The sequence below is a fragment of the Stenotrophomonas sp. 05N37 genome (assembly GCF_056397365.1).
On sequence record NZ_JBFTNG010000001.1, the window covers coordinates 704,293 to 717,091 of the forward strand.

The 12,799-nt window shown below is 68.5% G+C and carries 9 protein-coding genes and 1 riboswitch; of the genes, 3 read left to right on the forward strand and 6 right to left on the reverse strand.

The window, feature by feature from the left end; translation table 11 throughout:
• Window positions 1–22 precede the first annotated feature (22 nt).
• The 3 genes from AC1DGC_RS03210 to AC1DGC_RS03220 all read right to left on the reverse strand — a co-directional run bounded on the left by AC1DGC_RS03210 (window position 23) and on the right by AC1DGC_RS03220 (window position 2,775).
• Window positions 23–415 (reverse strand): hypothetical protein, encoded by a 393-nt coding sequence (locus AC1DGC_RS03210; RefSeq protein WP_259206151.1) that lies wholly within the window; start codon window positions 413–415, stop codon window positions 23–25.
• 79 nt (window positions 416–494) lie between these two features.
• Window positions 495–1,388 carry a siderophore-interacting protein gene (locus tag AC1DGC_RS03215; protein ID WP_478047194.1) on the reverse strand — a complete coding sequence of 298 codons (894 nt, stop codon included), beginning with the start codon at window positions 1,386–1,388 and terminating at the stop codon, window positions 495–497.
• A 163-nt stretch (window positions 1,389–1,551) separates the two neighbouring features.
• Window positions 1,552–2,775: a multidrug effflux MFS transporter gene (locus AC1DGC_RS03220; protein ID WP_259206155.1), complete on the reverse strand. Its 1,224-nt coding sequence runs from the start codon at window positions 2,773–2,775 to the stop codon at window positions 1,552–1,554.
• A gap of 279 nt (window positions 2,776–3,054) precedes the next feature.
• Window positions 3,055–3,156, forward strand: a riboswitch (glycine riboswitch).
• Between the two features lie 88 nt (window positions 3,157–3,244).
• Between AC1DGC_RS03220 and gcvP the strand changes: the two genes are divergently transcribed.
• Window positions 3,245–6,139 carry an aminomethyl-transferring glycine dehydrogenase gene (gene gcvP, locus AC1DGC_RS03225; protein WP_478047195.1) on the forward strand — a complete coding sequence of 965 codons (2,895 nt, stop codon included), beginning with the start codon at window positions 3,245–3,247 and terminating at the stop codon, window positions 6,137–6,139.
• A 1,047-nt stretch (window positions 6,140–7,186) separates the two neighbouring features.
• Here the strand turns inward: gcvP and AC1DGC_RS03230 are convergent.
• Window positions 7,187–8,581, reverse strand: a complete 1,395-nt coding sequence (locus tag AC1DGC_RS03230) for an amino acid permease (protein ID WP_259206161.1) — start codon at window positions 8,579–8,581, stop codon at window positions 7,187–7,189.
• 81 nt (window positions 8,582–8,662) lie between these two features.
• Window positions 8,663–9,373, reverse strand: coding sequence for an AraC family transcriptional regulator (locus AC1DGC_RS03235; RefSeq protein WP_259206164.1), 711 nt, complete (start codon window positions 9,371–9,373; stop codon window positions 8,663–8,665).
• A gap of 178 nt (window positions 9,374–9,551) precedes the next feature.
• Here AC1DGC_RS03235 and AC1DGC_RS03240 point away from each other — a divergent pair, with 178 nt between their 5' ends.
• Together AC1DGC_RS03240 and AC1DGC_RS03245 are read left to right on the forward strand one after the other, a co-directional pair.
• Window positions 9,552–11,636: a catalase gene (locus AC1DGC_RS03240; RefSeq protein ID WP_478047196.1), complete on the forward strand. Its 2,085-nt coding sequence runs from the start codon at window positions 9,552–9,554 to the stop codon at window positions 11,634–11,636.
• A 29-nt stretch (window positions 11,637–11,665) separates the two neighbouring features.
• Entirely contained in the window at window positions 11,666–11,908 is a 243-nt protein-coding gene (locus AC1DGC_RS03245) for a hypothetical protein (protein WP_478047197.1), read from the forward strand.
• Window positions 11,909–11,973: 65 nt separating this feature from the next.
• Here AC1DGC_RS03245 and AC1DGC_RS03250 read toward each other — a convergent pair whose 3' ends face one another.
• Window positions 11,974–12,792 carry a hypothetical protein gene (locus AC1DGC_RS03250; RefSeq protein ID WP_478047198.1) on the reverse strand — a complete coding sequence of 273 codons (819 nt, stop codon included), beginning with the start codon at window positions 12,790–12,792 and terminating at the stop codon, window positions 11,974–11,976.
• Window positions 12,793–12,799 lie beyond the last annotated feature (7 nt).

A 12,799-nucleotide genomic window follows, 5' to 3' on the forward strand; every position in this document is an offset into this window, starting at 1 on the left:
CCACGCATGGCGTGGCGCCCGCTCAGGAATGCGCCGGGCGCTTCAGGCTGGCGGCAAGCTCCACCTTGAACTGCTCGAAATCCTTGCCGTCGGCCGTTGCTTCGGCATGCGCGGCATCCTTCAAGGCATCGGAATACACCAGTCGCACCGGCGTGCCTTCGCGTTCGTGCAGTTCGGCGGCCTGCATGATCAAGGCCAGCACCCGCGCTGCACTGGGGGTCTGGCCGGCGATACGGCCATCCATGCCCAGCACCCACTCGCCATCCCGGCGGACGATGCCGGCCAGCAGCGTGCGCTGCTGGTCGCGCAGTTCCGCATGCGGTTCGACCGGCGTGGCGTTGGCCTGCTCGCGGTTGGCGGCCTGGGTTTCGCGGCGCCGGCGGATGTCGCGGCGCAGTTTGGAGGTGGTGGACATGGGGGAAATCCGGACTGCGGCAAAGCGCCAAGGATACCGCACGGGCCCTGGCGGGCCCGCCGATGCTGGCCCTGACGGCTCAGTCGAGGACCTTGCCGTGGCGCCAATAGCCCATGAACGTGATGGACCGTTTGTCGATGCCGCAGTCCTTCACCAGATGGCGGCGGATGGCCATCACCGCGCCGGCCTCCCCTGCCACCCAGGCGTACAGGCCGGTGGCTTCGGCACTGGCCTGCTCCCAGAGGATGTCCTGGTCGATGTCGATCTCGGCCAGCGTCTGGTCGGCGCTGCGGGTTGCGGCGGGCCCGATCCGCGCGCGCACCGCCTCCTGCAGCCGCTGCCCGTGCGCGGCGCCCTCGCGTACCAGCCAGAACAACTGCGCCCCCCGCGGGGCCGCCAGCGGCAGCACGTCGGCCTCGTGCTGCACTTCCAGGAACGCCTGCACCTGCGGCGGATGCGGCCACTGCGCGAGCGCCTCGAGGATCCCGGCCACGGCCGGCAATGCGGTGTCGTCGGCCACCAGCAGGACGCGTCGCACGCCGGCCGGCGGCTTCCATTCGCAGCCCTGGCTGCTTTCGGCCACCTGCGCGTCCGGCGCCAGCAGGCCGATGCGGTCGCCGATGCGGGCGTGCATGGCCCAACGCGATGCGGGGCCGGTCTCGCCGTGCAGGACGAAATCGACGTCCACCTCGCCCAGTTCGGGGCGCAGCGCACGGAGGGTGTAGGTGCGCATCGGCGCGCGCTCGCCCTCGGGGAGCGCGCGGTAGCGGGCGTACCAGTCCGCGCCCTGCGGCACGTCGGGCGCCTCCTGGCCGGGCAACGGGAAAAACACCTTGATGCGCTGGTCAGGCCCCTCGGTCTTCATGTTGGCCACGTCGGGCGCGGCAAAGACCATGCGGGTCAGCGACGGGGAAAGGACGGTGCGCTGCTTGAGCGCGACGTCGAACAGGCGGTAGGTCGGCTGTGCAGCCATGCAATCACCCTGGAGTGCGGCGGACACGGGGTCCGCAGGGGAGCGTATTGGCTGTCGTGGTACACGAACTGGCTGGCGAGCGCACAGGATACGCCGGTGCCGCGGCGTGGCAATGCCGGCCTCGCCACGCGTGCACGGCGCGCACGCGTGGCGTGCACGCGGCTTACTCGATCGGGGTGAGCACGTCGCGACGCCGCTCGCGGTGCCGTTCCCAGTACCAGAACGAGGCGCCGATGGCGAAGAAGCCGGCGTAACCCAGCGCCAGATGCACCGGCCTGGCGCTGAGCAGCGGCGAGACCACGCCGGCCACCACGGTGTTGATCATCAACTGGATGAACATCTGCATCGACGAGGCCAACCCGCGCTGGTGCGGGTACATGTCCAGCACCGCCAGCGCCAGGATCGGGAAGATCAGCGCCATGCCGACGCCGCCGAGGAAGATCGGCAGCACGGCCCACGGCAGCATGATCTGCGGCACCGAGAACACGTAGCCCAGGTTGAGCAGCGCCGACACCGCGCACAGGCCGAAGCCGATCGCGATCTGGCGCTGCGCGGTGAGGCGCCCGGCCATGCGACCGGACAGGAACGAGCCCATCGTCATGCCGCCAATGGTGGGAATGAACAGCCACGCAAAGCCGCCCTCGCCCAGCTTGAGGTGCTGCATCACGAACACCGGCGCCGAGGCGATGTACAGGAAGATGCCGGAGAAATTGAATGCACCGGCGGCGGCCAGGCGCAGCAGGCGCGGGTTGGAGCCCATCCGCACATAGCTGCGCAGCAGTTCGCGCATCGACAGCGGCGTGCGCGCCTCCACCGGGTGGGTTTCCGGCAGCCACTTGCCGGTGGCGAGCAGCAGGACCACGCCGAACAGCACCAGGAACCAGAAGATCAGCGGCCAGTCGCCGCCGCCGAGCAGGATCCAGCCGCCGATGATCGGCGCGATTGCCGGGGCGACGCCGAAGATCATCGACACCTGGCTCATCAGCCGCTGCGCGTCGGCCCCGTGGTACAGGTCGCGGATCACCGCGCGGCCGACGATCACCCCGACCCCCGCGGTGACGCCCTGCAGCGCGCGGAACACCAGCAGCGTGGTCATGTCGCGCGACAGCGCGCAGCCGATCGAGGCACCGATGAACAGCACCAGCCCACCGATGATCACCCGCCTGCGCCCAAACGCATCGGACAACGGGCCGTGGGCCAGGCTCATCAGGCCGTAGAACAGCAGGTACACGCTGATGGTCTGCTGCACCGCCACCTGGTCGACCTGCATGCGCTCGCCGAGCAGCAGGAAGGCCGGGAAAATGGTGTCGATGGAGAACGGACCGAACATCGCCAGGCCTGCGAGCAGCAGGGCCAGGCGGCGGGTCGAGGGCGAGGCGGGCGTCATGCGGTCTTCCGTCTGGGCCATGCGTGAACGCACGGCGGGCGCCAGCCCGGAACGGGCGGCGCCAGATGAATACGAGGATCCGGCCATGATAGGCCTTTGCCGGCCCCGGTACCATGCCGACAAGGCCATCGACGCAGCTCCGGCGGCCCTCATTCATGTGCCATAAGGCCGTTGCCGGCGGGGACGCTGGGCTATAATCGCCTGGCACCATGGTGGGAGAAGCGGACACCCGCTGCCGAAGGCGCAACGCCCGTAATCGCTCAGGCCCGATACCACCCGCAGCAAAACTCTGGAGAGACCGGCCACTGCCGGCGCCGAAGGGGCACGAAGCACGCAGATGCGCGCTTTTAAACTCTCAGGCAAAAGGACAGAGGGGCACCCAGGAAGACCGCAAGGTCCGGTGGTTCGCGCGCGTCTGCGAAGCACCTCGACCCGGCCGCCTTCCGAACGTGCGTGCCCACTCTCCGAGATGCCAGCCATGTCCCCGAATACCTCCGCCCAGCGTGCCCCTACCCTGCGCGAGCTTGAACACAGCCACGCGTTCGTCGAACGCCACATCGGCCCCAACGACGCCGAAATCGCGCAGATGCTCGACGTGGTCGGCCACGCCTCGCTGGACGCGCTGACCGATGCGATCGTCCCGGCCGGGATCAAGTCGCCGGCACCGCTGGACCTGCCCGAGTCGCTGACCGAAGTGCAGGCGCTGGCCAAGATCCGCGCCATCGCCGACAAGAACCAGGTGTTCCGCACCTTCATCGGCCAGGGCTACTACGGCACGCTCACCCCGAACGTCATCCTGCGCAACGTGCTGGAGAACCCGGCGTGGTACACCGCCTACACCCCGTACCAGGCCGAGATTTCGCAGGGCCGCATGGAAGCGCTGATCAACTTCCAGACCCTGTGCGCCGACCTGACCGGCATGGAGATCGCCAACGCCTCGCTGCTGGATGAAGCCACCGCCGCCGCCGAAGCGATGACCCTGGCCAAGCGCTCGGCCAAGAGCAAGTCCGACACCTTCTTCGTGCACGACGCCGTGCACCCGCAGACGCTGGAACTGCTGCGCACCCGCGCAGAACCGCTCGGCATCGTGCTGCGCGTGGGCACCCCGGCCGAGGCGATGGACGCCGAAGCCTACGGCGTGCTGCTGCAGTACCCGGACACCTTCGGCCATATCGGCGACTACAAGGCACTGGCCGATGCCGTGCACGCGCGTGGCGGCCTGGTGGCCGTGGCCACCGATCTGCTCGCGCTGACCCTGATCGCCGCGCCCGGCGAATGGGGCGCGGACATCGTGGTCGGCAACTCGCAGCGTTTCGGCGTGCCGTTCGGTTTCGGCGGCCCGCATGCCGCCTTCATGGCCTGCCGCGACGCCTACAAGCGCTCGATGCCGGGCCGCCTGATCGGCGTGTCGGTGGATGCGCAGGGCAATCCTGCCTACCGCCTCACCCTGCAGACGCGCGAGCAGCACATCCGTCGCGAGAAGGCCACCTCCAACATCTGCACCGCGCAGGTGCTGCTGGCGGTAATGGCCTCGATGTATGCCGTTTACCACGGCCCGGACGGCCTGACCCGCATCGCCCGCCGCACGCACCGCCTGGCCGCGATCCTGGCCGCGGCACTGCGCGGCGCCGGCGTCAACGTGGGTGAACACTTCTTCGACACCCTGCACGTCAAGGGCATCGACGCCAAGGCGATCCACGCCAAGGCCGCGGCCGCGCGCATCAACCTGCGCGCGATCGACAGCGACGCGGTCGGCATCAGCCTGGATGAAACGACCACCCGCGCCGACATCATCGCGCTGGGCGAGCTGTTCGGTGCCAGCGTCGATGTGGAGGCGCTCGATGCGGCCACCGCCGATGCACTGCCGGCCGGCCTGGTGCGCACCAGCGCCTTCCTGACCCACCCGGTGTTCAACACCCACCACAGCGAGCACGAACTGCTGCGTTACCTGCGTTCGCTGGCGGACAAGGACCTGGCGATGGATCGCACCATGATCCCGCTGGGCAGCTGCACCATGAAGCTCAACGCCACCGCCGAGATGATCCCGGTGACCTGGCCGGAGTTCGCCAACATCCACCCGCTGGCCCCGGCCGACCAGGCCACCGGCTACAAGGAACTGATCGACGGGCTGGAAGCGATGCTGGTGGAGTGCACCGGCTATGACGCGGTGAGCCTGCAGCCGAACTCCGGCGCGCAGGGCGAGTACGCCGGCCTGCTGGCGATCCGCGCCTACCACCGCTCGCGCGGCGAAGGCCACCGCGATGTCTGCCTGATTCCGGATTCGGCGCACGGCACCAACCCCGCCTCGGCGCAGATGTGCGGCATGAAGGTCGTGGTGACCAAGACCGATGCCAACGGCAACGTCGACCTGGATGACATCCGCGTCAATGCGGAGAAGTACAGCGACCGCCTGGCCGCGCTGATGATCACCTACCCGTCCACGCACGGCGTGTTCGAGGAAGAGGTGGTGGACATCTGCGAGATCGTGCACAAGCACGGCGGCCAGGTGTACACCGACGGCGCCAACATGAACGCCCTGGTCGGCGTGGCCAAGCCCGGCAAGTGGGGCTCGGACGTGTCGCACCTGAACCTGCACAAGACCTTCTGCATCCCGCACGGCGGCGGCGGCCCGGGCGTGGGCCCGTGTGCGGTCAAGTCGCACCTCGCCCCGTTCCTGCCCAAGGTGCTGGGCGGCGAAGGCGATGTCGGCATGGTCAGCGCGGCCAGCTTCGGCAGCGCCTCGATCCTGCCGATCAGCTGGATGTACATCACCCTGATGGGCACCGCCGGCCTGCGCAAGGCGACCCAGGTCGCGCTGCTCAACGCCAACTACATCGCCAAGCGCCTGGCCCCGCACTTCAAGACCCTGTACACCGGCCGCAACGGGCTGGTGGCGCACGAGTGCATCCTGGACGTGCGACCGCTGGAGAAGACCTCCGGCATCGGCGCCGAGGACGTGGCCAAGCGCCTGATCGATTTCGGCTTCCATGCCCCGACCCTGAGCTTCCCGGTCGCCGGCACGCTGATGGTGGAACCGACCGAGAGCGAATCGCTGCACGAGCTGGACCGCTTCATCAACGCGATGATCCAGATCCGCGAAGAGATTGCCGCGATCGAGGACGGCCGCCTGGACCGCGAGGACAACCCGCTCAAGCACGCCCCGCACACCGCCACCGCGGTGTCGGCCAGCGAGTGGGCGCACGCCTACCCGCGCGAGCTGGCGGCCTTCCCGCTGGCGAGCCTGCGCCAGCAGAAGTACTGGCCGCCGGTGGCGCGCGTGGACAACGTGTACGGCGACAAGAACGTGATGTGTGCGTGCATCCCGGTGGATGCGTACAAGGAAGACGAGGGCGTGGAGGTCTGAGCCACCCCGCCCGGCTGCAACGAAGGACGGCCCGCGCAAGCGGGCCGTTTTTTGTTGCGGGGCGGTGCGTGGGTCGTGTGCTGCGGAGGGGGTTTGCCGCGCTGCGCGCGGTATCCACGCATGGCGTGGATCTACGGTGTTTTTACGTCGCGGGTCATTGTTCGGGCGGTATCCACACAGATCGATCATGATCCACGCCATGCGTGGATGCGCTTCGTTCCGGCGCCATGAACCCGGTCGGTCTTCTTCGGCTGGGGGTGAACGTCGGACGGGTTGGTTTCGCCGTGGTCGCCGGGCTTCGGTGGGCTTTGCCGCGCTGCGCGCGGTATCCACGCATGGCGTGGATCTACGGTGGAACGTCGCGGGTCATTGGCGGGGCCGTATGGACGCGGATCAATCGTAGATCCACGCCATGCGTGGATGCTCTCCGTTCCGGCGCCATGAACCCGGACGGTCTTCTTCGGCCGGGGTTGAACGTCGGGCGGGTTGATTGCGCCGTGGCCACGCGGCTTCGGCGGGCTTTGCCGCGCTGCGCGCTGTATCCACGCATGGCGTGGATCTACGGGGTTTTTACGTCGTGGGTCATTGCTGGGGCGTGTAGGCACGCGGATGCGATCGTGGGTCCACGCGTGGATCTACGGTGGAACGTCATGGGATTTTGGCTGGGCGGTATGTATGCGGATCCAATCGTAGATCCACGCCATGCGTGGATGCTCTCCGTTCCGGCGTCATGAACCCGGGCGGTCTTCTTCGGCTGGGGTGAACGTCGGGCGGTTCGGTGGCGCCGCGGTCGCCGGGCTTCGGCTGGCTTTGCCGCGCTGCGCGCGGTATCCACGCATGGCGTGGATCTACGGTGTTTTTACGTCGCGGGTCATTGCTGGGGCCGTATCCACGCATGGCGTGGATCTACGGTGCTTTTACGTCGCGGATCATTGCTGGGGCCGTATCCACGCATGGCGTGGATCTACGGTTTTTTACGTCGCGGTCATTGGCGTGGATCCACCGTGGGACGCCACGAGCCACGAGCCATGGGCGGCGGCCGGTGCGTCAGGCCTCGCCGTTCTTTCGGCGCACGCGTCGGGCGATTTCGCTGCTGATCGCGATCACCGCGGTCAGCGCGGCCATCGACAGGAACTGCAGGCGGGTGTGCGATTCGGAGAGCAGCAGGCCGAAGATCAGCGCGAGCACGCCCAGGCCGATCACGGTGAGGTACGGGTAGCCGGCCATGCGGAACGGCAGGCGGGTGCCGTCGCGGTTGGCGCGGTGGCGCAGGATCAGCTGGGACAGCAGCGAGATCGTCCACACCAGCAGGCAGGTGGAACCGACGATGTTGAGCAGCACCGGCAGCACCCTGTCCGGGAACAGCAGCTCCATCACGGTGGCGGCAAAGCCGAACAGTACGCTGGCCAGGACCGCGATGATCGGCACCTGGCGCGGGTCGGCCCAGCCCAGCACCGCCGGGGCTTCCTGGCGCTGGGCCAGCGAGTACATCATGCGCGAGGCGCCATACAGGTTGGCGTTGAGCGCCGACAGCAGCGCGATCACCGCGATCAAGGTGATCGCCGTGGCCGCCCCCGGGATGTTGGCCACCTGCAGCACGGCGGCGAACGGCGACTTCAGCGCTTCGCTGGTCCACGGCACCACCGCGATGATCACGCTCAGCGAGCCGATGTAGAACACCAGGATGCGCCAGGCCACGGTGCGGATGGCGCGGGCGATGCTGCGCTCGGGGTCTTCGGTTTCGGCGGCGGCCACCGCCACGATCTCGGTGCCGCCGAAGGCGAACACCACCACCAGCAGCGCCGCGCCGACGCCGGCCAGGCCCTTGGGCGCGAAGCCGCCGTGGTCGGTGAAGTTGGACAGGCCCGGCGAGGCCACGTCCGGCAGCCAACCCATCAACAGCGCGACGCCGATCAGGATGAAGGCGATGATCGCCACCACCTTGAGGATCGCGAACCAGAATTCGAACTCGCCGAAGTTCTTCACCCCGAGCAGGTTGATCGCGGTGAAGAACAGCATGAAGGCCAGCGCCGCCATCGGCACCGGCACCACCGGCCAGACCGTGGCCAGCAACCCGGCCGCCCCCACCGCCTCGGCGGCGATCACGATCACCAGCTGCACCCACCACAACCAGCCTACGGTGGCCCCGGCGGTGGCGCCCATGGCGTCGGCGGCATACACCGAGAACGCGCCGCTGGTCGGCTTGGCCGCGGCCATTTCGCCGAGCGCGTTCATCACGATGATCACCAGCGCACCGGCGACCAGATAGGACAGCAGCACCGCCGGCCCGGCGGCCTGCACGCCGACGCCGGAACCCAGGAACAGGCCGGCGCCGATCGCGCTGCCCAGGCCCATCATGATCAGCTGGCGGGGCTTGAGCGCGTGGCCCAGGCGGGTATCGGCGGGCGTGGTGGCGGGCGGCGGAGTCTGGGATGCGGGCATCGGAATCGCAGGCGGGCAACAGGTGCGACACGATACCCTGTCCAGCCGGCCGGCGGGATAGGCCACACGGCCCGGCCGGCCTCAGGCTTCGCTGCGCTCGCCGATCTGCGCCCGGTAGCCGCGCGGGGAGACCCCGACCTCGGCCTTGAACTTGCGGGTGAACGCGCTCTGGTCGGTAAACCCGCAGGCCTGGCCGATGCTGGCGATGCTGTCCGGCCCGTGCAGCAGGTGCACTGCCATCTGGATGCGCAGGCGCGTGAGCACCTGTTGCGGCGTCATCTGGAACACCTTGCGGAAGGTGCGCTCCAGCTTGGACAGCGAGAACCCGGTGATGTCCAGCAGGGTCTGCATGCGCACGTTCTCGGCGTAATGCGCGTTCAGATGCGCCAGCGCCAGTCGCAGCTGCTCGTACTGGGTGCCCAGGCTGTCTTTCTGGCCCAGGTCGCGCGAGATGCCGATCAGGCCCTTGACCTGGCCATCGACCAGCAGCGGCCGCTTGCAGGTCAGGCACCAACCCGGCTCGCGGTTGGCGAACAGGTGCAGCTCCATCAGGTTCTCGATCACCCGGCCGCCCAGCACCTGCTCGTCCTGGGTGGCGTAGTCGGCCCCCAGCCCGGTGGGATAGATTTCCGCGGCGGTGCGCCCGATCACCTCCTTGCGCGACTTCAGCCCCAGCCGGCGCAGCATGGTCTGGTTGATGTGCGTATAGCGCCCGTCGCGGTCCTTCATGAAGAACAGCACGTCGGGGATCGCATCAAACAGGGCTTCGATGTCGGCGGGTTCAACGCGCATGCGGCAGCGGGAGGCGGATGGACACCCGGCAAGGATACGCGCCTGGCCGCGCCCGACCCAGCGCCCGGCGGCCGCATGTGAAGCGTGGGTGCATGCCCCGCCCGGTTTTCGCACTGGCGATTAACGCGGGCACCGCCACTGTGAGGCGTTGAACCCACGCCAGCCCCCGGAGTGCCTCATGGCCGCCAGCAAGCCCCGCACCAAACCCGCCCCGCCCACCGACAGCCGTGGCGAGGGTGACGAACTGCACCAGCACGCCGGCGCCGGCCATCCCGCGCTGACCACCAACCAGGGCATCCCGGTGGCCGACAACCAGAACTCGCTGCGCGACACCCCGCGCGGGCCGACGTTGCTGGAAGACTTCATCCTGCGCGAGAAGATCACCCACTTCGACCATGAGCGCATCCCCGAGCGCATCGTGCACGCGCGCGGCAGCGCGGCCCACGGCTACTTCGAGCTGACCCGCTCGCTGCACGAGTTCACCCGCGCGCGCGTGCTCACCGAGGTCGGCGTACGCACCCCCGTGTTCACCCGCTTCTCCACGGTGGCCGGCGGCGCCGGTTCGGTGGACACCCCGCGCGACGTGCGCGGCTTCGCGGTGAAGTTCTATACCAAGGAAGGCAACTGGGACCTGGTCGGCAACAACATCCCGGTGTTCTTCATCCAGGATGCGATCAAGTTCCCCGACCTGATCCACGCGGTGAAGATGGAACCGGACCGCGCCTTCCCGCAAGCGGCCAGCGCGCACGACACTTTCTGGGATTTCGTCTCGCTGATGCCCGAGTCGATGCACATGATCATGTGGGCGATGAGCGACCGCACCATCCCGCGCTCGCTGCGCACGATAGAAGGCTTCGGCATCCACAGCTTCCGCCTGCTCGACGACGCGGGTGGGTCGACCTTCGTGAAGTTCCATTGGCGGCCCAAGCAAGGCATCCAGTCCACGGTGTGGGACGAGGCAGTGAAGCTGCAGGGCGCCGACAACGACTTCCACCGCCGCGACCTGTTCGAGGCGATCACCGGCGGCGACTTCCCCGAGTGGGAGCTGGCGGTGCAGCTGTTCAGCGAGGAAGAGGCCGAGGCGTTCCCGTTCGACCACCTGGACCCGACCAAGATCATTCCGGAGTCGCTGGTGCCGCTGACCGTGATCGGGCGGATGGTGCTGGATCGCTGGCCGGACAACTTCTTCGCCGAGACCGAGCAGGTGGCCTATTGCCCGGCCAACGTGCCGCCGGGCATCGACTTCAGCAACGATCCGCTGCTGCAGGGGCGGCTGTTCTCCTACCTGGACACCCAGCTCAGCCGCCTCGGTGGCCACAATTTCCACCAGATCCCGGTCAACGCGCCCAAGTGCCCGTTCGCCAATCATCAGCGCGATGGTCACATGCAGATGGGTATTCCCAAGGGCCGGGTAGCGTATGACCCCAGCTCGCTGCAGGACGACAGCCCGCGCGAGACGCGCGACGGCTTCCCCAGCCACGCCACCGCGCCCGACGATGGGGTGAAGGGGCGCGTGCGCGCGGCCAGCTTCGCCGACCACTACAGCCAGGCGCGGATGTTCTTCCGCAGCCTGGAAGTGCCCGAGCAGGCGCACCTGGCCTCGGCACTGGTGTTCGAGCTGTCCAAGGTGGAAACGGTCAAGGTGCGCGAGCGCACCGTGAGCCACCTGCGCAACATCGACGAGTCGCTGGCCAAACGGGTCGCTGCCGGCCTGGCGATGCCGGCCCTGCCGGATCCGGCACCGACCGCCACCCCGGCCAAGGATTTCCCGCGGGCGCCGGAAGTCCGCGTGATCGGCCGCACCAAGGACCTGCTGAAAGGGCGCTGCATCGGCATCCTGTTCGACGAAGGCTCGGATGCGGGGCTGATCAACAACCTGCGCAAGGCCGCGGAAAAAGCCGGGGCCAAGGTCAAGCTGGTCGCGCCGAAGATCGGCGGGGGCAAGCTCAGCGATGGCAAGACGCTGGCGGCCGATGGCCAGCTTGCCGGCACGCCGTCGGTGGTGTTCGACGCGGTGGCGGTGGTGCTCAGCAACGACGCGGCCAAGCGGTTGCAGAAGGAATCGGCGGCGATCGATTTCGTGGCCGACGCATGGGCGCACCTGAAGGCGATCGCCGCCGACGAGGGCGCGCAGGCCCTGCTCAAGGCCGCGCGCGTGGGCAACGATGCCGGCGTGGTCGAGGCCGAGGATGCCAAGGGCTTCCTCGCGGCCGCAGGCACCCGGCAGTGGGCACGCGAGCCGAAGGTGCGCACGCTGGCCTGAGCCCATTCGACGATCACAGGAGCGCGCGCATGCCCCGCGGTGACAAATCCGGCTATACCGACGCGCAGAAGCGCCAGGCCGAACACATCGAAGAGAGCGAGAAGGAACAGGGGCGCGGCGAGGACGCCGCCGCGCGCATCGCCTGGGCGACGGTGAACAAGCAGGACGGCGGCGGCAAGAAGCATGCGCCGGCCAGCAAGGCAGCGGTGAAGAAGACAGCCACGAAGAAGACTGCGGCCAGCAAGAGCGCAACGAAGAAGACCGCGCGCTGAAACAACGCATGGATGCTGCAGCCCAGGCTGCAGCATCCGCGCGCATTGCCCGCCCGGCGCGGGGCTCAGCGTGCGGCGGCGGCGGCGGCCGGCCGTGCCGCCGGCGCAACGGCGCCGGTTGGCTGCACCACCACCGACTGCATGCGCTTGATCGCCGAGATCGGCACGGCCTCCGCACGATGCTGCTGCGGCCACCACAGGAACACGAACGCACTGCTGCTGCCGAGCAGCCGCGCGTCGCCCGGCAGCGGCGCACCATCACCGGCGAGGTGGACCACCACCCGGGTGCCCTGCCCCGCATCGCGGATATTCTCGGCCTTGTTCAGCGAGTAGATCGCCGCGCCGAGGGCCATGTAGCAGACCACCGCCACGGACACGCCGGTCAACGGGCGCAGCCCGGAAATGTCCCAACTGGTGAGCCAGGAGCGCGAGAACACCACGCGCCATGCCCAGTGCCGCGCCCGCAGCGCCTCCACCTTGTCCGGGTTGCGCCGGCGCAGCGTGTCCGGCCAGGTCACCAGGATCGCCAGCAGCATGCCGCCGCCCAGGATGCCGGCATAGGCCGGATCGCGCAGGCCGGCGACCAGGAAGTCGCTGATCTGCAGGTAATCCAGGATCGACAACTGGAAGCGCAGGTAGAAGAAATAGCTCGACCACAGGCCGAGCAGCGACAGCAGCACGTAGCCGGCGCTCACGATCAGCGCCGGTTCCTGGCGCAGCAGCCGCCACAGTTCCATCACCACCGAGTCTTCATTGCCCCGCACCGCCGGCAGCACCGACCAGTCGGTGGGCGTGCCGTCTGCCGGCGCCGGCAGCGGCGCGGCACCGAGGTGCGCGATGGCCGGCACATCGCCGTGGATGTCGCCCTGTTCCCGGTTGTCCATATCGTCC

Bases quoted from the DNA above. Each gene is read 5' to 3' on its own strand.
- AC1DGC_RS03210 (WP_259206151.1), bottom strand. From the start codon at position 415: ATGTCCACCACCTCCAAACTGCGCCGCGACATCCGCCGGCGCCGCGAA.
- AC1DGC_RS03215 (WP_478047194.1), bottom strand. From the start codon at position 1,388: ATGGCTGCACAGCCGACCTACCGCCTGTTCGACGTCGCGCTCAAGCAG.
- AC1DGC_RS03220 (WP_259206155.1), bottom strand. From the start codon at position 2,775: ATGACGCCCGCCTCGCCCTCGACCCGCCGCCTGGCCCTGCTGCTCGCA.
- gcvP (WP_478047195.1), top strand. From the start codon at position 3,245: ATGCCAGCCATGTCCCCGAATACCTCCGCCCAGCGTGCCCCTACCCTG.
- AC1DGC_RS03230 (WP_259206161.1), bottom strand. From the start codon at position 8,581: ATGCCCGCATCCCAGACTCCGCCGCCCGCCACCACGCCCGCCGATACC.
- AC1DGC_RS03235 (WP_259206164.1), bottom strand. From the start codon at position 9,373: ATGCGCGTTGAACCCGCCGACATCGAAGCCCTGTTTGATGCGATCCCC.
- AC1DGC_RS03240 (WP_478047196.1), top strand. From the start codon at position 9,552: ATGGCCGCCAGCAAGCCCCGCACCAAACCCGCCCCGCCCACCGACAGC.
- AC1DGC_RS03245 (WP_478047197.1), top strand. From the start codon at position 11,666: ATGCCCCGCGGTGACAAATCCGGCTATACCGACGCGCAGAAGCGCCAG.
- AC1DGC_RS03250 (WP_478047198.1), bottom strand. From the start codon at position 12,792: ATGGACAACCGGGAACAGGGCGACATCCACGGCGATGTGCCGGCCATC.